General features: G+C 72.5%; 20 protein-coding genes. 10 read left to right on the top strand and 10 right to left on the bottom strand.

What is annotated here, in order from left to right:
• Nucleotides 1-24 precede the first annotated feature (24 nt).
• Together AB0I15_RS62645 and AB0I15_RS62640 are read left to right on the top strand one after the other, a co-directional pair.
• Complete coding sequence (locus AB0I15_RS62645; RefSeq protein ID WP_358119091.1) at nucleotides 25-1,311, top strand: MFS transporter; 1,287 nt, start codon at nucleotides 25-27, stop codon at nucleotides 1,309-1,311.
• A 40-nt stretch (nucleotides 1,312-1,351) separates the two neighbouring features.
• Complete coding sequence (locus AB0I15_RS62640) at nucleotides 1,352-2,299, top strand: methionyl-tRNA formyltransferase (RefSeq protein ID WP_358119090.1); 948 nt, start codon at nucleotides 1,352-1,354, stop codon at nucleotides 2,297-2,299.
• Between the two features lie 78 nt (nucleotides 2,300-2,377).
• Here the strand turns inward: AB0I15_RS62640 and AB0I15_RS62635 are convergent, their stop codons facing one another.
• Nucleotides 2,378-3,532, bottom strand: coding sequence for an MFS transporter (locus AB0I15_RS62635; protein WP_358119088.1), 1,155 nt, complete (start codon nucleotides 3,530-3,532; stop codon nucleotides 2,378-2,380).
• 60 nt (nucleotides 3,533-3,592) lie between these two features.
• Here AB0I15_RS62635 and AB0I15_RS62630 point away from each other — a divergent pair, with 60 nt between their 5' ends.
• Nucleotides 3,593-4,585, top strand: a complete 993-nt coding sequence (locus tag AB0I15_RS62630; RefSeq protein WP_358119086.1) for a transcriptional regulator — start codon at nucleotides 3,593-3,595, stop codon at nucleotides 4,583-4,585.
• Here the strand turns inward: AB0I15_RS62630 and AB0I15_RS62625 are convergent.
• The 4 genes from AB0I15_RS62625 to AB0I15_RS62610 form a co-directional block, all read right to left on the bottom strand.
• Nucleotides 4,550-4,723: a tautomerase family protein gene (locus AB0I15_RS62625; protein WP_358119084.1), complete on the bottom strand. Its 174-nt coding sequence runs from the start codon at nucleotides 4,721-4,723 to the stop codon at nucleotides 4,550-4,552. The genes AB0I15_RS62630 and AB0I15_RS62625 overlap by 36 nt on opposite strands.
• A gap of 20 nt (nucleotides 4,724-4,743) precedes the next feature.
• The gene (locus tag AB0I15_RS62620; RefSeq protein ID WP_358119082.1) at nucleotides 4,744-5,322 is read right to left on the bottom strand and encodes a TetR/AcrR family transcriptional regulator; all 579 of its coding nucleotides are present in this window, start codon (nucleotides 5,320-5,322) and stop codon (nucleotides 4,744-4,746) included.
• 62 nt (nucleotides 5,323-5,384) lie between these two features.
• Complete coding sequence (locus AB0I15_RS62615; protein ID WP_358119081.1) at nucleotides 5,385-6,659, bottom strand: hypothetical protein; 1,275 nt, start codon at nucleotides 6,657-6,659, stop codon at nucleotides 5,385-5,387.
• A gap of 161 nt (nucleotides 6,660-6,820) precedes the next feature.
• The gene (locus tag AB0I15_RS62610; protein ID WP_358119079.1) at nucleotides 6,821-7,837 is read right to left on the bottom strand and encodes a LacI family DNA-binding transcriptional regulator; all 1,017 of its coding nucleotides are present in this window, start codon (nucleotides 7,835-7,837) and stop codon (nucleotides 6,821-6,823) included.
• A gap of 224 nt (nucleotides 7,838-8,061) precedes the next feature.
• Here AB0I15_RS62610 and AB0I15_RS62605 point away from each other — a divergent pair, with 224 nt between their 5' ends.
• From AB0I15_RS62605 to AB0I15_RS62595, 3 genes are all read left to right on the top strand, one after another.
• Nucleotides 8,062-8,460: a helix-turn-helix transcriptional regulator gene (locus AB0I15_RS62605; RefSeq protein WP_358119078.1), complete on the top strand. Its 399-nt coding sequence runs from the start codon at nucleotides 8,062-8,064 to the stop codon at nucleotides 8,458-8,460.
• Nucleotides 8,461-8,540: 80 nt separating this feature from the next.
• The gene (locus AB0I15_RS62600; RefSeq protein WP_358119109.1) at nucleotides 8,541-9,302 is read left to right on the top strand and encodes an ABC transporter permease; all 762 of its coding nucleotides are present in this window, start codon (nucleotides 8,541-8,543) and stop codon (nucleotides 9,300-9,302) included.
• Nucleotides 9,299-10,330: an ABC transporter ATP-binding protein gene (locus AB0I15_RS62595; protein WP_358119076.1), complete on the top strand. Its 1,032-nt coding sequence runs from the start codon at nucleotides 9,299-9,301 to the stop codon at nucleotides 10,328-10,330. The genes AB0I15_RS62600 and AB0I15_RS62595 overlap by 4 nt, the downstream gene beginning before the upstream one ends.
• Nucleotides 10,331-10,360: 30 nt before the next feature.
• Here AB0I15_RS62595 and AB0I15_RS62590 read toward each other — a convergent pair whose 3' ends face one another.
• The 3 genes from AB0I15_RS62590 to AB0I15_RS62580 all read right to left on the bottom strand — a co-directional run bounded on the left by AB0I15_RS62590 (nucleotide 10,361) and on the right by AB0I15_RS62580 (nucleotide 14,197).
• Nucleotides 10,361-11,518: an NAD-dependent formate dehydrogenase gene (locus AB0I15_RS62590; RefSeq protein WP_358119074.1), complete on the bottom strand. Its 1,158-nt coding sequence runs from the start codon at nucleotides 11,516-11,518 to the stop codon at nucleotides 10,361-10,363.
• 93 nt (nucleotides 11,519-11,611) lie between these two features.
• Nucleotides 11,612-12,559, bottom strand: a complete 948-nt coding sequence (locus AB0I15_RS62585; RefSeq protein WP_358119072.1) for a LysR family transcriptional regulator — start codon at nucleotides 12,557-12,559, stop codon at nucleotides 11,612-11,614.
• Nucleotides 12,560-12,601: 42 nt separating this feature from the next.
• A complete protein-coding gene (locus tag AB0I15_RS62580; protein WP_358119070.1) occupies nucleotides 12,602-14,197 on the bottom strand; it encodes a serine/threonine-protein kinase in 1,596 nt (531 codons plus the stop codon).
• 217 nt (nucleotides 14,198-14,414) lie between these two features.
• On the opposite strand from AB0I15_RS62580, the gene AB0I15_RS62575 reads away from it, so the two are divergent.
• The 4 genes from AB0I15_RS62575 to AB0I15_RS62560 all read left to right on the top strand — a co-directional run bounded on the left by AB0I15_RS62575 (nucleotide 14,415) and on the right by AB0I15_RS62560 (nucleotide 17,789).
• On the top strand, nucleotides 14,415-14,957 hold the full coding sequence (locus AB0I15_RS62575; protein ID WP_358119069.1) for a GNAT family N-acetyltransferase: 543 nt from the start codon (nucleotides 14,415-14,417) through the stop codon (nucleotides 14,955-14,957).
• 154 nt (nucleotides 14,958-15,111) lie between these two features.
• The gene (locus AB0I15_RS62570) at nucleotides 15,112-16,140 is read left to right on the top strand and encodes a methyltransferase (protein WP_358119068.1); all 1,029 of its coding nucleotides are present in this window, start codon (nucleotides 15,112-15,114) and stop codon (nucleotides 16,138-16,140) included.
• A gap of 84 nt (nucleotides 16,141-16,224) precedes the next feature.
• Nucleotides 16,225-17,136 (top strand): alpha/beta fold hydrolase, encoded by a 912-nt coding sequence (locus AB0I15_RS62565; RefSeq protein ID WP_358119067.1) that lies wholly within the window; start codon nucleotides 16,225-16,227, stop codon nucleotides 17,134-17,136.
• Between the two features lie 89 nt (nucleotides 17,137-17,225).
• Entirely contained in the window at nucleotides 17,226-17,789 is a 564-nt protein-coding gene (locus AB0I15_RS62560; protein WP_358119065.1) for a dihydrofolate reductase family protein, read from the top strand.
• Here AB0I15_RS62560 and AB0I15_RS62555 read toward each other — a convergent pair.
• Nucleotides 17,786-18,520: a class I SAM-dependent methyltransferase gene (locus AB0I15_RS62555; RefSeq protein WP_358119063.1), complete on the bottom strand. Its 735-nt coding sequence runs from the start codon at nucleotides 18,518-18,520 to the stop codon at nucleotides 17,786-17,788. The genes AB0I15_RS62560 and AB0I15_RS62555 overlap by 4 nt on opposite strands.
• Before the next feature lie 53 nt (nucleotides 18,521-18,573).
• Nucleotides 18,574-18,819: TCP-1/cpn60 chaperonin family protein (locus tag AB0I15_RS62550; protein ID WP_358119061.1), on the bottom strand; the 246-nt coding region annotated here is incomplete at its 5' end.

The following is an 18,819-nucleotide window of genomic DNA, read 5'->3' as shown; positions in this document are numbered from 1 at the left end:
GGCACCGACGAAGGAAAGGCTGACATGGACAGCAAGGCCACCCCGGCCGCGAGCCGGCCGAGCCTCTGGCGCCATCGTGACTTCACCCTGCTGTGGGCGGCCCAGACGGCCAGCCAGATCGGCTCGCAGATCACCTTCTTCGCCATCCCGGTGATCGCCCTGACCGTCCTCGACGCGTCCGCGACGCAGGTCGGCCTGCTCGCCGCCGCGGAGACCCTGCCGTTCCTGCTGGTGTCGCTGCCCGCCGGTGTGTGGGTGGACCGCTGGGACCGGCGCCGCACACTGATCTTCACCGACGTCGGGCGCATGGTGGTGCTCGCGGTCCTGCCGCTCGCCCACGCGTTCGGCCTGCTGAGCATCGGGCTGATGCTGGTCGTCGGCCTGCTGGTCGGGCTGCAGACGGTGTTCTTCGAGATCGCCGACCAGGCGTTCCTGCCCTCGGTGGTCGAGACCGAGGACATCCCGGCGGGCAACACCAGGCTGGAGGTGTCCAGGTCGATCGCGTACCTGGGAGGGCCGAGCTTCAGCGGGCTGCTCATGGGGGTTCTGATGGCGCCGCTCGTGCTGGTCCTGAACGTGGCCACGTACCTGGTGTCGGCCGTGCTGATCAGCCGCATCACCCGCCGTCCCGCCGCCGGGCCGGATCCGGGCGCGCCCCGGCGCAGGATGGCCTCGGAGATCGGCGAGGGGCTGCGGTTCGTCTTCGGCAACCGCACGCTGCGGGGGATCGCCATGTGCACGGGGCTGATGAACCTGCTCGGGCTCGGCGGCGCGCTGACGGCGCTGCTGACCGTGTTCGCGCTCAACGACCTCGCCCTCACGCCGGGCACGCTCGGGCTCATCCTGACCCTGGGCAACGCGGGCGCCCTGCTCGGCGCGGTGGTCAACGCCTGGGTGGTCAGGACCCTGGGGCTGGGGCCGACGCTGGTCGGCGCCGCGCTGCTGGCGGTCCTGCCGATCCTGCTCATCGCCTCGGCCGGCCGGGGCGCCGGCTCGCTGCTCATCTCGGTCGCGATCGGGCTGATGCTGGCGGGCATCTCGGTCTACAACATCAACCAGATCAGCCTGCGGCAGGCGATCACGCCCGCGGAGTTGCAGGGCCGGATGAACGCGTCCATGCGCTTCGCGGTGTGGGGCACGCTCCCGCTCGGCGCCGCCCTCGGCGGCCTGCTCGGCGACCTGGTCGGCGTCCGCCCGATGCTGTGGGTGCTGGGCCTGCTGGCGACCCTGGTGTGCCTGCCGCTCCTGCTCACCCGCGAGATCAGGACCCTGCGTACCGGGCCGGGCCAGAAGGCGCCGGCCACCGCCTGACGTGGACACCCCCCTTCATCACAAGGAAAGGACAGAGGGCGTGCGTCTTATCTTCATGGGCTACCAAACGTGGGGACACCGGGTTCTGGAGGCCCTGCTGGCGTCGGAGCACGAGGTTCCGCTCGTCATCACCCATCCGACGAGCGGTCACGCGTACGAGACGATCTGGAACGACTCGGTCGCGGATCTCGCGGCGAAGCACGACATCCCCGTGCTGGAGCGCCGTTACGCCAATGACGAGGACGTCGCGGAGCTGCTGCTGGAGCTGGAGCCGGACCTCATGGTCTCCTCCGACTGGCGCACGTGGCTGGCTCCGCGCATCTACGGCCTGGCCAAGCACGGCGCGATCAACATCCACGACGCGCTGCTGCCGCGCTACGGGGGCTTCGCGCCGCTCAACTGGGCGCTGATCAACGGTGAGCGCGAGGTCGGCGTCACCGTGCACTTCATGAACGAGGACTTCGACCTCGGCGACATCGTGGTGCAGCGCCGGGTGCCGGTCGAGGACGACGACACCGTCACCGACCTGTTCCACAAGACGATCGAGCTGTTCGCGCCGATGACGCTGGAGGCCATCGACCTCATCGACTCGGGCCGGACGGACTGGGTCAAGCAGGATCCGGCCCAGGCCACGTTCTTCCACAAGCGCTCGGTCGAGGACAGCCGGATCTCCTGGACGTGGCCGGCCAGGGACATCGCGAACCTGGTGCGGGCGCAGGTGGACCCGTACCCGAACGCGTTCGCGTACTTCAACGGTGAGCGGGTCCGGGTACTGTCGGCCAGGGTGTCGAAACTCCGCCTGGGCGGCACGCCCGGCCGGGTGTTCCGGCCCGACGGGGACGGGGTGGCGATCGTCTGCGGCCCCGGCGCGCGCGGCGGCACCGAGTACGGGGTGGTGCTGGAACGCCTGCGCACCGACGACGGCCGCGAGCACCGGGCCGCCGACTTCTTCCGCACCATGGGCGGCTACCTGACCAGCCACCCGTAGACCGCCCGGGACCCCGGGCCGCCCGCCCGGGGTCCTCGGACCTCCGCGGGATCCGCGCCGGGGCCCGGCGGCCTGCCGTCAGGACCGCAGCCCGCCCGCCAGGGCCAGCGTGACCGCCACGGACGCCACCGCCATCGCCGTCATGGCCGTCGCGGGCGAGGTGGCCTGGGCGACCGCGCCCGCGAGCGCGGCGCCCACGCCCTGCATGGTGAGCATGCCCGAGGAGTGCAGGCCGAGGGCGTGCCCGCTCATCTCCTCCGGTGTCAGCGTCATCAGCCGCTCCTGGAGCAGCAGGCTCGCCGCGTACCCGACGGAGGCGACCCCGACGGCCACCGCCGCCACCGGCAGGCCCGGCTCGAACGCGAACACCAGGTACGGCGCGGCCAGCAGCAACCGCATCGGCGCCCCGAGCCTGGGCCGCCACCGCGCCGGGACCACCCGGCCCACCAGCGCGTCGCCCGCCAGCATGCCCGCCGCCGCCACCGCGAACAGCACCCCGGCGTGCTCGGGCGCGTAGGGGACGAACAGCGACTCGCAGCCCACGATCAGCCCGTTGGGCACCCACAGCGCGAGGAACACGTAACGGCGGGGGACGGAGGACCACAGCCGCGCGTTCGTGCGCCAGGTCATGGCGGCCGACGGGCGGCCCTCGGCGCGGGGCGGCCGGTCGCTGAGGCCGTACCGGAGGATGAGCGCCTCGGCCAGGTAGAGCGCGGCGCTGACGAGCAGCGTGCCACGCGCGGACAGCGCGGACACCAGCACGCCGCCGGCCGCGAACCCGCAGATCTGCAGCGCGCCCACCGTCATGTTCAGCACCGACCGCCCCAGCAGGTACGCCTCCCGCGGCAGGACCTCGTTGACCAGCCCCCACCGCACCCCGCCGCCCAGCGCGGCGACCAGCCCGAGCCCCAGCACGATCGCGAAGACCCCCCACACCGGCAGCCCCGGCACGGCCAGCACGGCGGTGCCCAGGCCGAAGACGAGCGCGATGCCGCCCAGCGCGGCCCTGGGCGGCAGCCGGTCCGCGGCCGACAGCAGCACCGTCGCGCCGACCACCTGAGCCAGGGAGGGGCCGAACATGCTCAGCGCGGCCAGCAGCGGCGACCGCGTGGCCCCGTAGACGAGCACGCCCAACGCCAGCCCGCTCACGGTCGAGGCCGCCACGTGGGCGGAGGTCGCCGCGAAGAGCGGGGCGAATTCGGGAGCCCGGAGGACCTGTCCATAGGTACGCATGCGGGAGAGCCTCGATCCCCCGCGCGCCCAGGCGTTAGAGTTTCGCCTGGAGGCGAAACGATGGGATGGTGGCAGCTCAACGCCGACACGCTGGCGGGCAGCAGGTTCGTCGTCTCACCGCTGGCCGAGACCCTCGCGAGCCTGTGCGCCCTGGCGGCGGGGACGGCCGCGCATCCGGCCGAGCAGGCGTGGCTCGGCGCCCATCTGCCCGCCTACCGGGCGCGGCTCGACCCCGTCACCGCGCTGCTCGTCGATACCGCGCTGGGGCACGGCTGGATGGCCGACTTCTGCACGCCCGCGCCGGCCGAGCACGAGCGCGGCTTCGCCGAGGAGCTCGACGTCGTGCGCCGCACGCCGCCGGAGGTGGCTCTCGAGGACGTGGCCGTGTCCGTGCGCGGCTCGCTGCCCGCCGAGCTCTACCGCTCCGACCTGGCCGGACGCATGGCCGACCTGCTGGAGTGGGTGTGGACGCGGACCGTGCTGCCCGACTGGCCGCGCCGCCGCCGGGTCATGGAGGCCGACATGATCGCCCGTACGGCCCAGCTCGGCCAGGGCGGCTGGGCCGCGGCCCTGGAGGATCTGCGCCCCGGGATGCGCTGGCTGGGCGACAGCCGCCTGCGGATCAACGCCCGCGACCACCCGCCGCGGGAGATCTCCGGCGCCCGGCTGCTGTTCGTCCCGGTCACACCGCCACACGCCTGGGTGGCGTGGGACGAGCCGCATCGGTACGCCGTGATCTACCCGTGCTCGGGCGTGCTGGCCGAGCCGGAGCGGGCCCCGGTGCCGGAGTCCCTGGGCCGGCTGCTCGGCACGGCGCGGGCCATGGTGCTCGTCCTGCTCGCCACGCCGAAGAGCACCACCCAGCTCGTCGCGCTGACCGGGCAGGGTCTGGGCTCGGTGGGCGGCCATCTGAGGGTGCTGCTGGACGCCCGCCTCGTACGCCGCCGCCGGGCCGGCCGGTCGGTGCTGTACTACCGGACGGAGGCCGGTGACGCGCTCGTGCGCGCCCAGGATCCTTCAGGGGACGTACTGCGCCACCCCGTGCCCGAGTGACCAGTCGATCGACTCGTTCTCGGTCACGGTGACGAACACGTTGCGCGGCTCGGTCCCCGCGTATCCGCGGGCGAGCTCGGCGATCCGCCGGTAGAGCGCCGAGGGCGTCGAGCCGGTCGCGGCCGGTCCCCAGGGCATCGATGCGGACGAAGGGCATGTCAGCGGCCCTCCTCGCGAGGGGCGGCGGCGGCGAGCAGGGCCAGGGCGCCGTCCACGGCGTGGGCGTACACCTCGGCGGAGGCGGCGGCGCGGGCCAGCACGTAGCCGCCCTGCAGCACCGCGACCAGCGCCGTGGCCGTGGCCGACGGGTCGAGCCCGGTGCCGAGCTCGCCGTCCGCCTGGCCCTCGGCCAGGAGCCCGGCGAGCCGGCCGGTGAGCCGGGCGAAGGTCTCCTCGACCGGCGCGCGGAGCTTCGGGTCCGCCATCACGTCGGGGTCCTGGGTGAGGCGGCCGACCGGGCAGCCCTTGAGCGCGTCGCGTTCGCGCCGCAGGTAGGCGGCGACCCGGCCGACCACGGGGCCGGGCTCGTCGAAGGCGGCCTCGGCCCTGGCCCTCATCTCGTCCGCGCTGGCGCGGATGGCGGCCAGGGCCAGGTCGGGCTTGCCGCGGAAGTGGTGGTACATGCTGCCCTGGCCCGCCCCGGATCGCTCCTGGATGGCCTTCGGGCTCGTGCCCACGTAGCCCCGCTCCCACAGCAGCTCGCGGGTGCTCTCGATGAGTCGCCGCCTCGTGTCCATGACCGCAAGCATACATACTAGTAGGTACAGACGGCCGCGACCGGCCGCCCGCACCCCTCAGCTCACGCGATCTTCTCCAGCAGGTACGTCCCCGTGCCGTCCTCCATGCCCATGCTGTACTGGCGCAGGACCTCGTTGTCGGCCACCCGCGCCTGGCCGAGCATGAAGCCGCCGCTCTTGACCTGGACGCCGACCAGCGCCGAGCCGGGCACGTCACGGTAGAGGTAGAAGCGCTGGCGGTCGTCCACGGTCCGGCAGTCCTCCTCGAAGAACCTGCCGCCCTCGACGGTCATCTCCCCCGCGACCAGGGTCAGGCACTTGCCGCTGTAGCGGGTGATGAGGACGTGCTCGGCCCTGCCGTTGGTCACCGGCCCCTGGCACAGGCTCCACTGCGCGCGGGACGAGGTCGACCAGCCGCGCAGGCGGATCTCGTCGGTGCCGTCCTGGTTCCACCAGTTCAGCAGCCGGTCCGAGGTGCCGACCCGGTAGTAGCCGGCCTCGCACGCGAAGCCCGGCGGCACGGCGAACGGCGCCACGACCCGCCCGGTCTCGGTCGCCTCGGACGCCGCCGCCTGATCCTGCGCCGCCTGATCCTGCGCCGCCCGATCCTGTGCCGCCTGCTCCCGCGTCTCCCGGGCCTGCCTCTCGGCCCGCTCCTTGGCGGCGACGCCGTCACAGCCGAGCTGGATCTGCGCCAGCCGCATCAGGCTGGTCGGGGGGACGACGTCCTCGCATCGGATGGCGCCCTCCTCCATGATCGAGTAGGTCGTGTAGGAGCCGCCTGGGCGCTCGATCCACTCGGTGGCGTACTGGCCGGCCCCCTTGTCCACGCTCGTGCAGTTGAGGCTGCCGTACTCGCCGGTCACCTTGCGGGTGCCCTTGAACAGGCCGTAGTAGCCGGGGGCGAGGAAGTTCCAGGTGATCTGCTGGACCTCCTTGTCCGTGGAGGCGGTGATCTTCTTGACGGTCCGGTTCACGAACCCCTCGACGAAGGTCAGCGCCGTGATGCCGAAGTGGGCCCGGATCTCCGTCGTGGTGCCGACCTCGACCGTGATCACGGTCGTGTTCTCCAGCGTGATGATCTGCTGGCCGGTGGTGCCGGCGGTGACGAAGAAGGTCTTGAAGTGCGTGATCGTCGGCGTCATGGTCGCGCTCTTGATGAACGGGTAGCGCCTGCCGAGGTCGGCCGAGGTGCAGGGATCGCCCGCCTTCGGGTTCGCCGCCGCGTGGGCGGAGCCGCTCGCCGCGGTCAGGCCGACGAACGCCGGGGCCACGAGCAACATCAGCGTGAGCGCGCCTCTGGTCCAGCGACCTGGCACGAACGGTAACCGTTTCACTGTGCCTCCCTTGAGCCGGGCCACTCTCACCGAACAGGGGCCCGGCGGACATTGGTTTGCTGCAAGCGTTTACAGTGCGATTTACACAGTGATCACACCCACCGGGCCTGTCAAGGGTTTGTGTCAAGCCCGTGCTCACCGGGCCCAGGGGTGTCAGAAGATCAGGTCGTCCCGCATCCGCAGCTACCCCGGATCACCAGGTGCGTCTCCAGCACGTGGTCGACCGCGGCCGGTCCGCTGCCGTCGATCTCGCGCAGGAGCACCTGCGCGGTCACGGCGCCGAGCTCGCGCATCGGCTGCCGTACGGTGGTCAGCCCCGAGACCGGCAGACCCGCCATCGGGATGTCGTCGAACCCGGTGACCGCCACGTCCTGCGGCACCCGGTAGCCCCGATCGAGGAGCGCGAGCACGGCGCCGATGGCGGTCTCGTCGTTGGCGCACATCAGCGCCCTCGGCGGCGGCCCGGCGTCCAGCAGCCGGTCCATCGCGATGAACCCGTCGGACTGGGTGAGCCCCACCCGGACCGGGCTGGCCGGCGTCCCCGCCCCGGCGTACCGATGCGCCTGCCCGAAACCCGTCCACCGGTACGCGGCGTCCGGCGAGCTGTCCGGATCACCGACGAACACCAGCCGGTCATAGCCGTGATCGACGAGCAGGTGCCTGGTCAGCCGGTCGAACGCCGAGACGTTCTCGGTCCGCACGGTCGGAATGCCCGCCCGCGGCCCGCTGGCCAGCAGCACCACCGGATCGCCCCGGTCCCGCAGCCGGTCCACGACGTCGTCGGACAGCACCCCGCCCATGACCGCGAGCCCGTCCACACGCGCCGCGGTATCCCTGACGAGCTGGCCGGACTCGCGCAGCAGGTGGGTGCCGAGGATGACGACGGCGAGCTCGGCGCGCATGGCCTCCTCCTCGAACCCGCCCATCACCTCGGAGTAGTACGGCCCCGACAGCCCGGGGAACACGATGGCGAGCGCGCCGTGCGAGCGCTTGGCCAGCCCGCGGCCCAGCGGGCTCGGCCGGAAGTCGTGGCGTTCGATGGCGGCCAGCACCCGGCGGCGGGTGTCGTCGGAGACCTGCCCGACACCGCGCGCCACCCGGGACACGGTCGCCACGGACACGCCCGTCTCCTGCGCGATCTCCTGGAGGGTCGCGCCCCGCCTGCCCCGCCTCGCCATCGCCGCACCCGACGTTCTGAAAACGTTTGCTGAACGTTTCCGGACTCTATGCGACGGCCCGCGCGCCGCGCAACGTTCAGACGGGATCCGCCCACCCCTGTGATCTCTACGGGGGAGTCATCATGAATTCGCCGCGAATACGACGTCAGAGCCGAAAAAGATCTCGCTGCTGCGCCGAAGGGAGGTTTTTTGGGTCAGATATGCGAAGGATAAGGTGAGGGCTTGTGATGACGTTTCGGATCAGTGAGGCCGCCGCGTTGCTCGGGGTCAGCTCCGACACCATCCGCCGCTGGGTGGACGGTGGCCGGCTGTCGGCCGAGCGGGACGAGCACGGTCACCGGCGGGTCGGCGGCGCCGATCTGGCCGCCTTCGCCCGTTCGCAGGTCGAGGTCGTCGAGGGCGGCCGGTCCTCGGCGCGCAACCGCTTCCGCGGGATCGTGACCGAGGTGATCCGCGATGCGGTGATGGCGCAGGTGGAGATCGCCGCCGGGCCGTTCCGGGTGGTGTCGCTGATGAGCCGGCAGGCCGCCGACGAGCTCGGCCTGGAGGTCGGCGTGGTGGCGACCGCCGTGGTCAAGTCCACCAACGTCGTCGTCGAGGTCGCCGGCCACGACCACACGTGAGGAGTCCCGTGGTGTCCAGCCGCCGGTCGGCGCGGGGCGGGGACGCGGCGCGGCGCCGGCGCTCCGGCCGGTTGCCGTGGATGCTGGTGCTGCCGGCGGTGGCCGGGCTGGTGTTCCTGGTGCTGCCACTGGCCGGGCTGCTGATCCGCGCCCCGTGGTCCACGCTGGTGCAACGGCTGGCCGAGCCGCACGTCCTGGAGGCGCTGCGCCTGTCGCTGGTGACCGCCACCGTCGCCACCGCCTGCTGCCTGCTGCTCGGCGTGCCGCTGGCCTGGCTGCTGGCCCGGGTGGAGTTTCCCGGGCGGCGGGTGGTGCGGGCGCTGGTGACGGTGCCGCTGGTGCTGCCGCCCGTGGTCGGCGGTGTCGCGCTGCTGCTGGTGCTGGGGCGGCGCGGGCTGGTCGGGCAGTGGCTGGAGGCCACGTTCGGCATCACGCTGCCGTTCACCACGGCGGGCGTGATCGTCGCGGAGGCGTTCGTGGCGATGCCGTTCCTGGTGATCAGCGTGGAGGGCGCGCTGCGCGGCGCGGACCAGCGCTTCGAGGAGGCCGCCGCCACGCTGGGCGCCTCGCGGTGGACGGTGTTCCGCCGGGTCACGCTGCCGTTGATCATGCCGGGGGTGGTGGCCGGGGCGGTGCTGTGCTGGGCGCGGGCGCTGGGCGAGTTCGGCGCGACGATCACGTTCGCGGGCAACTTCCCCGGCACCACCCGTACGATGCCGCTGGCCGTCTACCTGGCGCTGGAGACCGAGCCGGAGGCGGCGATCGTCCTCAGCCTGGTGCTGCTCGCCGTGTCGGTGGTCATCCTGGCCAGCCTGCGCGACCGGTGGGTGAGCGCGCCATGACCCTGAACGCCCGCCTGACCGTCGCCCGGCCCGCCTTCACCCTCGACGTCGCCCTGGAGGTCGCGCCCGGCGAGGTGGTCGCGCTGCTCGGTCCCAACGGGGCGGGCAAGACCACCGCCCTGCGCGCGCTCGCCGGGCTCACCGCGATGAGCGGCGGGGAGATCGTGCTCGACGGCCTGCCGATCCACGCCCTGGCCGCCGAGGAGCGCCCGATCGGCATGGTCTTCCAGGACTACCTGCTCTTCCCGCACCTGAGCGCGCTCGACAACGTCGCCTTCGGCCCGCGCTGCCAGGGCGTGCCGAAGGCGGAGGCCCGCCGGGTCGCCGCCGCCCTGCTGGAGCGGGTCGGCCTGGCCGATCGCGCCGCCGCCAGGCCCCGGCAGCTCTCGGGCGGGCAGGCCCAGCGGGTCGCGCTCGCCCGCGCCCTCGCCGTACGGCCCCGTCTGCTGCTGCTGGACGAGCCGCTCGCGGCCCTCGACGCCCACACCCGGCTGGAGATCCGCTCCCACCTGCGCCGCCACCTGGCCGACTTCGACGGCGCGACCGTGCTGGTCACCCACGATCCGCTGGACGCGATGGTGCTGGCCGACCGGCTGATCGTCATCGAGCACGGGGCGGTCGTCCAGCAGGGTGTGCCGACCGAGGTGACCCGCCGGCCGCGCACCGACTACGTGGCCCGGCTCGTCGGGCTCAACCTGTATCGGGGCCTGGCCGACGGGGCCCGGGTCAAGGTCGGCGAGCTGCTGTTCAGCGCGTCGGAGCACCTGAGCGGGCCGGCCTTCGTGGCGTTCCCGCCCGCCGCCCTCGCGCTCTACCGCAGCCGCCCCGACGGCAGCCCGCGCAACCTCTGGCAGGCGCGCATCGAGGGCATCGAACGCCACGGCGACAACGTCCGCGTGCACCTGGACGGCCCGATCGCGGCCTTCGCCGACATCACCCCGGCCGCGGTCGCCGAGCTGGACCTGGCGCCCGGCCTGGAGGTGTGGGCGTCGGTCAAGGCCACCGAGACCCACGCCTACCCGGCCTAGCCGCGGGCCGGGGCACCTGCGCGGACAGGGCTAGCGCGTGGTGTAGGAGTGGGCGCCGGCGCCCGCCAGCGCGCCGCCCTGGACGATCAGGTACTCCTCGCGGATCGGCGTGCCCTCCAGCCACGACTCCAGGATCTCGCGGGTGCCGGCGGCGTAGCGGGCCTGCGCCGACAGGGACGAGCCGGAGATGTGGGGGGTCATGCCGTGGTGCGGCATGGTCCGCCAGGGATGGTCGGCGGGGGCCGGCTGGGGGTACCAGACGTCGCCCGCGTACCCGGCGAGCTGCCCGCTCTCCAGCGCGCGGACGATCGCGTCGCGGTCGGCGATGCGGGCGCGGGCGGTGTTGATCAGGTATGCGCCCCGCTTCATCGTGGCGAGCAGCTCGTCGCCGAACAGCCCCTCGGTCTCCGGGTGCAGCGGCGCGTTGACGGTGACCACGTCGCAGACCGGCACCATGTCGGCGGCGGTGGCGTGGAAGGTGAGCCCGAGCTCCTCCTCGACCTCGGCGGGCAGGCGGTGCTTGTCGGTGTAGTGCAGGTGCACGTCGAACGGCTTGAGCCGGCGCAGCACCGCCGTCCCGATGCGGCCGGCGGCCACGGTGCCGACGTGCATGCCCTCCAGGTCGTAGGAGCGGGCGACGCGGTCGGCGATGTTCCAGCCGCCGTCGAGCACGGTCTGGTGGGCGGGCAGGTAGTCGCGGACGAGCGACAGGATCATCATCACCACGTGCTCGGCGACGCTGATGCTGTTGCAGTAGGTGACCTCGGCGACCGTGACCCCGTGGGCGATGGCCGCGTCCAGGTCCACGTGGTCGGAGCCGATGCCGGCGGTGATCGCCAGCTTCAGCCTGGGCGCCTTGGCGATGCGCTCGGCGGTCAGGTACGCCGGCCAGAACGGCTGCGAGATCACCACCTCGGCGTCGGCCAGCTCCCGGTCGAAGACCGAGCCGTCACCGTCCTTGTCGGAGGTGACCACCAGGGTGTGGCCGCGCTCCTCCAGGAAGCGGCGCAGCCCCAGCTCGCCGGAGACGCTGCCGAGCAGGTGACCGGGGGTGAAGTCGATGCCCTTGGGGCTGGGCAGGGTCTGGCCGCCGGGATAGCCGGCGAGAGCGGGCAGGCCGTCTCGGGCGTAGGAGGCGGGCTGCCCGCCGATCGGGTCGTCGTACAGGACGCACAGGACTTTCGCCATGGTTCCGGCTCCTCGTCGGTGGGTTGATTCCACTGTCCGCCGGTGAAGATCCGCAGGTCAAAGCGTTTGTGGCTATGGGGCGATAGGTGGCGGCTATGTCAGGTGGTCGCGGGTGAGCCGGTCGAAGACCTCGCGCAGATCGAGTTCGCGGGCGACGTCCAGCAGGGCCCGCGCGATGACCGGTTCGGGTTGCGTACCGGCCAGCACCAGGCCCACGCGCGGCTCCCTGGCCGGCCGCTCCAGGCGGACGACGCGCATGCCCTCCGGGACGCCGAACATGTGCAGCCACGCGTGCGCGATCACGCTCGACCATCGGTGCGTCGCCACGTGCGCGAACAGGGCGGAGACGGTGTCGGTCTCGATCGCGGGCACGGCCACCACCCCGGCGTCCCGGAAGTTGGCGTCCAGGATGCGGCGGTTGCGCATCTCGGGGGTCAGCAGGCACAGCGGCAGCGCGGCGACCTCCGCCCAGCGCACCACCCGCCGCTCGGCCAGCTCGCCGTCGGACGGGGTGAGCAGCAGGTAGCGCTCCTCGTACAGCGGGCTGGCGTGCACGGCGTCACCCAGCTCGGCCCGCTCGTCGATGTACGTCATCGCCATGTCGATCTCGAACTCCCCCAGCCGTCTGCCGATCTCCCGTGAGGACAGTGAGATGAGCTGTACGCGGACGTGCGGATACCGCTCGCAGAACGGCGTCGTCAGCAGCGAGGCGGCCGTCAGCGCCGTGGGGATCGCCCCCATGCGCAGGGTGCCCGACAGCCCTTCCCGCATCCGCGACAGGTCCTGGCGCAGGGCGTCGGCGTCGGCGAGGATCCGGTGGGCCCACAGCAGCACCCGCTCACCTTCCGGGGTCAGCCCGGCGAACCGCTGCCCGCGCCTGACGAGGGGCACGTCGAGCTCGCGTTCCAGCTTGCGGATGGCCGCCGACAACGACGGCTGGGAGACGTGGCAGGCCGCGGCGGCGCGGGCGAAATGCCGCTCGCGGGCCAAGGCGACGAGATATTCCAACTGGCGCAACAGCACGTCACAGGATGACCGCATCGGTGGCGCCGCGTCCATACCGGGCTCGGCCCTCAGGGGCGGTCAGCACATGGTCCAGCTCGTCGACTTCGCCTTGCGTACCGGGGAGGTGAGCTGGAAGGTGACCGTGTGGGAGGTGCCGAGGTCGGGGGTGACCTCTCTCTTCGAGCCGAAGTAGTCGTCGCGGCCGTAGGACGGGATCCGCCGGGAACCGCTCTCGATCACCTGGCCGTCGACGAGCCACTGGTAGGAGAACGGGGCTCCCATCTCGCTCGCCCCCAGGCCGACGCCGAACGCTATCGAGCCCGAGTAGCAGGTGACGCCCTCCTGGTTGATCCGGGATTTCCCGGCGACGCGCACGTAGGCGAGGCTGAACGAGGCGGTCTTGGTCTTCGCCTTGGTCTTGGCCGGGGTGGGGGTCGGCTGCCTCGCCGGGGTGCGGGTGGGGGTGGGGGTGGCGGTCGTGCGTTTCGGGGTCGGGCGGGGGCGGGTGGTCTTCGGGGTGGCTTCGGGGGTGCGCGTCCTGGTGGTGGGCCCAGTGGTGGGCTTGGTGGTCTTCTTGCGCTTGGCCGAGGTGGTGGCGGCGGAGGGGGACGGGGTGCCGACGTCGGCGGCCAGGTTGGAGGCGGCGGGGGATTCGGCCAGGGAGGCGTTCCAGATGACGATGCCGGCGGCCAGGGACACGGCGGCCGCTCCGGTGACGCCGGCGATCAGCGGGAACCGCAGCGTCCCGCGACGCGACGGCAGAGTGCCACCGGGCTGATGCCCGAGCTGAGGGCCGAACTGAGGGGCAGGCTGAGGGCCGAACTGAGGGCCGGGCATCGCGGCGCCGGGCGGGGTGTGGGGGTTCGCCATGGGCTGGGGGCCGGGGGTGGCCGGCCGGCCGCCGATCAGGCGGAGCAGGACGTCCTGCATCCCTGGGCGGGCGGCCGGGTCCTTGGCCAGGCAGGCGTACACGACCGAGCGCAGCGGCTCCGGCAGGTCGCCCAGGAACGGCTCCTGGTTGAGGATGCGGTTGATGACCGCGGGCAGCGAGTCCTCGCCGAACGGCGGTGTGCCCGTCGCCGCGTACACCATGACCGATGCCCAGGCGAAGACGTCCGCCGCCGGGCCGACGTACGCGCCGGCCAGTTGCTCGGGAGCCATGTACGCGGGCGTCCCCACGATGCCGCTGGTCACGGTGACCGCCGAGTCGGCGGCGCGGGCGATGCCGAAGTCGATGACGCGCGGCCCGTCGCGTCCGAGCAGCACGTTGGCGGGCTTGAAGTCCCGGTGCACGATGCCCGCCTGGTGGATGGCGGCCAGCGCGGTGGCGGTGCTGACGGCCAGGCGTTGCAGGTCGGCGCCGTGGTGGCGGCCCGTCCGCTGGAGGGAGGGCCCTTCGACGTACTCGCTGACGATGTACGGACGCCCGCCCATGGACGCGTCGAGCACCTGGGCGATGCAGAACGGCTCCACCCACCGCGCCGCCGCGATCTCCTTGGCGAAGCGGTCGTCGCCGCCGACGGACTCCCGCAGCACCTTGACGGCCACCGGCCGCCCGTCCGGGGCCTGGCCGAGGTACACGATGCCCTGGCCGCCCTCACCGAGCCGCCCGGCGATCCGGTAGGCACCGATCACCTCGGGGTCGCCTGGGCGCAGCGGTTCGGCGTTCGGCATGGGCGGGCTGACTCCTGGGACGACGGTGACGGCTGAGACGGACTTACGAACCCTAGCCGCATAAGTCAGGACTTGGGCGAGCGTTACGCTCGCGAACCAGTACGAATGAGCAGACCGCGCACGCTGCCGACGACGTCCCGTTCCACGCCGCCCCTGACGCCTCCTCGCGCGGAAAATTCGTTTGACCACGTACGCGGCCCCCGTGGACGATCTCCGGGTGCGTATCGAGTTCGTGAGATTGTCGCCCGGCGACGCCGAGGCGCTTGTCGGCTTCCTGACCGGCGAGGAGTGGCCTTTCCACGCCGGCGTCCAGGAGCCGGAGGCGATCAGGCGCCGGCTGGCGGAGGGGCGTTACGACGACGAGGAGACACGGACGTTCTGGATCCTGGCCGAGGGGCGGCGCGCCGGGCTGGTGAAGCTGGTGGATCTGACCGACGACACGCCCATGTTCGACCTGCGGGTCGGCAAGGAGTGGCGGGGCCGGGGCATCGGGAGCGCGGCGCTCGCGTGGCTGACCTCCTACCTCTTCACCGAGCTGCCGGGCATCCGGCGCGTCGAGGGGCAGACCCGCCAGGACAACCGGGCCATGAGGGCGGTCTTCCGCAACAGCGGCGGCTACGTCAAGGAGGCGCACTACCGGCAGGCGTGGCCCGCACCCGACGGCACCCATCACGACGCGATCGCCTACGCGATCCTGCGCGACGACTGGCTGTCCGGCACCGTGACGCCGCCCGACTGGCACGACGAGCCGGCCGCCTGACGGGCGTCACCCCTCGACGGGATCACCGGGGCTCGTGAGGCCCGGTGATCATCAAGTGTCGCCCCGGTGGAGTACGGTTTCAGCGATACCACCACCCGGATCCCGGGCACATCAGCACCCCCGCACCGCCGTCCGTTCGGAAAGGGGCAAGACGATGCCGAGTGAGATCAGCGACACCCATCTCAGCGACCGGGAAGCGACCCGCCATCTCATCGACGAGGCGCTCGGCTTCGTCTACCCGGCCGCGTTGCGCGCGGTGGCCACGGTCGGCGTGGCCGACCACCTGGCCGGTGGGCCGCTCACGGTGGCGGAGCTGGCCGAGCGGACGGGCACCCAGGAGGGGAGTCTGCGCCGGGTGCTGCGGGTGCTGGCGACGCGCGGCGTCTTCGAGGAGCTGGACGACGGACGCGTCCGCCTCACGACACTCGGCCAGGCGCTGCGCTCGGACGCGCCCTTCCCGGCGCGGCCGGCCGTCCTCATGCTCACCGACCGTTCGCTGTGGCAGTCCGCCGGGGAGGTGGAGCGCTGCCTGCGGCAGGGCGGCCCGGTCTTCGAGGAGCTGTTCGGCATGCCGTTCTTCGAGTACTTCGCCCACGACGAGCGGGCCGCCGCGGCCTTCCACAGCGGCATGGCCGCCTTCTCCGACCAGGAGAACGAGCCCATCGCCGCGGCCTGCGACTTCCCGGCGTCCGGGGTGGTCGTCGACGTGGGCGGCGGGCACGGCGGCTTCCTGCTGGAGGTGCTGCGCCGGAGCCCGGGGGTGGAGGGCGTGCTGCTGGACGAGGAGCACGTGGTGTCCGGGCATCGGCTGGACGTCGAGGAGATCAAGGGGCGCTGGCGGGTGGCCGCGGGCGACTTCTTCGCCGAGGTGCCCCCGGCAGACCTGTATGTCATCAAGCGGATCCTGCACGACTGGGACGACGAGAACTGCGTACGTCTCCTGCGCAACTGCCGGCGGGCCATGACGCCCGGCGGCCGGGTCCTGGTCATCGACGCGGTCGTCCCCCGGGGCGACGAGCCCCATCAGGCCAAGGCGCTCGACCTGCTGCTCCTGGCCGCGTTCACCGGCCGCGAGCGGACCGAGGCCGAGTTCGCGGCGCTGCTCGGCGCGGCCGGGCTGCGGCTGTCGCGGATCGTCCCGACGGGCACGGTGGTCTCCATCGTCGAGGCGACCGCCGCGTAGGCGTTTTTACCATGCGAGTGCATTGAAACAACGCCTTCCTCCGTTTACCATGCGAGTGCATTGCTAAAACAGGGGGTGGGAGCGATGCCGATCGAGTTCGCCCGGAACGGCGACGTGGAGATCGCCTACGAGCGGCTGGGGAACCCGGACGGGGAGCCGCTGCTGCTGATCATGGGGACGGCCCTGCAAATGGTGATGTGGCCGGACGGGCTGTGCGACGCGCTGGCCGCCGGCGGGTTCGCGGTGGCCAGGTTCGACAACCGCGACGCGGGGCTGACGACGCACTTCCCGCAGGCGGGGCGGCCGGGGCTGGCCAAGGACTGGTTCAGGGCGGAGAAGGTGGCCGCGTACCGGCTGGAGGACATGGCCGACGACACGGTGGCGGTCATGAGCGCGCTCGGCTGGGAGGACGCCCACCTGCTCGGCGCGTCGCTGGGCGGGACGATCGCGCTGATGACGGCGCTGCGTCACCCGGCGCGGGTGCGCACGCTCTCGCTCGCCTCCACCTACGCCGGGTGGAAGCGCGGCCGGGTGAACCTCGCGACCGTGACGCGGCTGATGCTCGCGCAGGGCCTGCGGCGCTACCCGCCCGGCCGGGAGGGTTACGTGCGGCGGTTCGTCGACGGGATGCGGGTGCTGGCGTCCCCCGGTCACCCGCCCGACGAGGCGTGGTGGCGGGAGGCCGCCGCGCTCTCCTACGACCGGCGCCCGGATCCGGAGGGCGGCCCGGCCCGCCAGTCGGCCGCCGTCGGCGCGACCGGCGACCTCCTGCCGCGCCTGCCCGCGATCACCGCCCCGACCCTGGTCGTCCACGGCAGGAACGACCCGATGATCCGCCCCCGGGCGGCCGTGGAGATCGCGGGCGCCGTCCCCGGCGCCCGGCTCGTCCTCTATCCCGGCATGGGCCACGAACTGCCCCGTGCCCTGTGGCCGTCGATCGCCGCCGAGGTGCGCGCGCTGGCGTCCGGCTCCCCCGCCGACGCCGCCCCATCTTGATCGCCTTAGGAATGTCGTAAACATTCCGTAAGCCGCTTCCGCGAGTCTGAAGCCACGACAACGCCGGACCCCTGGAAGGATCCCTTCTCATGCGTACGTTCAAGCTGCAGGTCCAGACGACGGCCGACGGCTACATGGCCGGCCCGAACGGCGAGATGGACTGGGTGAAGGGCCCGTGGAGCGACGACCTCAACGCCTACGTCAACGCGCTGACCGAGCCGGTCGACTGCATCGTCCTGGGCCGCAGGCTGGCCGAGGGCTTCATCCCGGCGTGGGCGGCCGGACCCGAGGGCGAGGACAAGGAGTCCATCGACTGGATGAACGACACCCCGAAGGTCGTCATCTCGGACACCCTCACCGAGTCGCCGTGGGACAACGCCACCATCGCCGGCGGCGACCTGGCGCAGGCGGTGAACCGGTTGAAGGCCCAGCCGGGCGGCGACCTGATCGCGTATGGTGGCGGCACCCTGGTGGCGAGCCTGATCGCGCAGGGCCTGCTCGACGAGCTGCACCTGTTCGTCAACCCCGTCGCGATCGGCGCCGGCATGCCGGTGTTCCCCGCCGGCGACGCCTACCACCGCCTGCGCCTCGTCACGGCCCGCCCGTTCGAGTGCGGCATCACCGCCCTCCACTTCGAACCGGAGCGCTCCTAAGCCCCGGCCTTCTGCCAGACCGAGACGTGGGCCGTGCTGTCGCCGGTGAACGGCTCACGCTTCCAGCCGGCCCACCGCTCGCGCAGCGTCATTCCGGCGAGACGCGCCATGAGGTCCAGCTCGGCCGGCCACACGTACCGGTGCGGCGTCGACCGCGTCTCGAGCCGGCCGTCCGCCACCCAGTAGTGATGGGAGTAGGCGATCTGCGAGGCGACGTCGTACTCCTCGAAGCCGAGGTGCTCCGGGGTCACGGTGAACGGGTGGATGGTCTGGCCGGGCGGGAGCCGCCGCAGGTGCGGGACGTAGACCTCGATGACGAAGCGGCCGCCGGGCTCGAGATGCGCCGCCACGTTGCGGAAGCACTCCACCTGCTCGTCCTGCGTGGTCAGGTTGGTGATCGTGTTGCGCACCAGGTAGGCGAGCCGGAACGTGCCGCCCGGCCCGGTGGTGGCGAAGTCGCCGACGGTCACGCCGATGCTCTGCGCGCCGGGCCTGGTCCGCAACTGCGCCACCATGGCCGCCGACAGCTCGATCCCGTGCACGCGCACGCCTCGCCGGCTGAGCGGCAGCGCGATGCGGCCGGTGCCGATGCCGAGTTCGAGGGCGGCGCCCGATCCGGCCAGGCCGGCGAGGAAGCCGACGACCGGGTCGACGACCGCCGGGTCGAACAGCTCGGGCCATTTGGCCTCGTAGGTGCGGGCCGTGTGTTCATCGAAGTTGTTCTCCGGCACAGCCCCACTGTGACCACGAGCCCCGCCTGGCCGCCACCCATTTAGCGGGCGGGCTAGAAGTCCATGTCGCCGCCGCCGGGCATGCCGGCCGGGGCCGCAGGGGTCTTCTCGGGCTTCTCGGCGATGACGGCCTCGGTGGTGAGGAAGAGCGCCGCGATGGAGGCGGCGTTCCGCAGCGCCGAGCGCGTCACCTTGGCCGGGTCAAGGATGCCCGCCTCGAACATGTTGACGTATTCGCCGGTGGCCGCGTTGAGGCCCTCACCCGGGGTGAGGTTGCGGACCCGCTCGACCACGACGCC

Source organism: Nonomuraea sp. NPDC050643 (assembly GCF_040654715.1).
Classification (GTDB): Bacteria; Actinomycetota; Actinomycetes; order Streptosporangiales; family Streptosporangiaceae; genus Nonomuraea.
The sequence above is the reverse complement of the archived record's forward strand: the minus strand, read 5'-3'. Positions and strand labels throughout refer to the sequence as shown.

Bases quoted from the DNA above. Each gene is read 5' to 3' on its own strand.
- AB0I15_RS62645 (WP_358119091.1), top strand. From the start codon at position 25: ATGGACAGCAAGGCCACCCCGGCCGCGAGCCGGCCGAGCCTCTGGCGC.
- AB0I15_RS62635 (WP_358119088.1), bottom strand. From the start codon at position 3,532: ATGCGTACCTATGGACAGGTCCTCCGGGCTCCCGAATTCGCCCCGCTC.
- AB0I15_RS62630 (WP_358119086.1), top strand. From the start codon at position 3,593: ATGGGATGGTGGCAGCTCAACGCCGACACGCTGGCGGGCAGCAGGTTC.
- AB0I15_RS62625 (WP_358119084.1), bottom strand. From the start codon at position 4,723: ATGCCCTGGGGACCGGCCGCGACCGGCTCGACGCCCTCGGCGCTCTAC.
- AB0I15_RS62620 (WP_358119082.1), bottom strand. From the start codon at position 5,322: ATGGACACGAGGCGGCGACTCATCGAGAGCACCCGCGAGCTGCTGTGG.
- AB0I15_RS62610 (WP_358119079.1), bottom strand. From the start codon at position 7,837: ATGGCGAGGCGGGGCAGGCGGGGCGCGACCCTCCAGGAGATCGCGCAG.
- AB0I15_RS62600 (WP_358119109.1), top strand. From the start codon at position 8,541: ATGCTGGTGCTGCCGGCGGTGGCCGGGCTGGTGTTCCTGGTGCTGCCA.
- AB0I15_RS62595 (WP_358119076.1), top strand. From the start codon at position 9,299: ATGACCCTGAACGCCCGCCTGACCGTCGCCCGGCCCGCCTTCACCCTC.
- AB0I15_RS62590 (WP_358119074.1), bottom strand. From the start codon at position 11,518: ATGGCGAAAGTCCTGTGCGTCCTGTACGACGACCCGATCGGCGGGCAG.
- AB0I15_RS62585 (WP_358119072.1), bottom strand. From the start codon at position 12,559: ATGCGGTCATCCTGTGACGTGCTGTTGCGCCAGTTGGAATATCTCGTC.
- AB0I15_RS62580 (WP_358119070.1), bottom strand. From the start codon at position 14,197: ATGCCGAACGCCGAACCGCTGCGCCCAGGCGACCCCGAGGTGATCGGT.
- AB0I15_RS62570 (WP_358119068.1), top strand. From the start codon at position 15,112: ATGCCGAGTGAGATCAGCGACACCCATCTCAGCGACCGGGAAGCGACC.
- AB0I15_RS62565 (WP_358119067.1), top strand. From the start codon at position 16,225: ATGCCGATCGAGTTCGCCCGGAACGGCGACGTGGAGATCGCCTACGAG.
- AB0I15_RS62560 (WP_358119065.1), top strand. From the start codon at position 17,226: ATGCGTACGTTCAAGCTGCAGGTCCAGACGACGGCCGACGGCTACATG.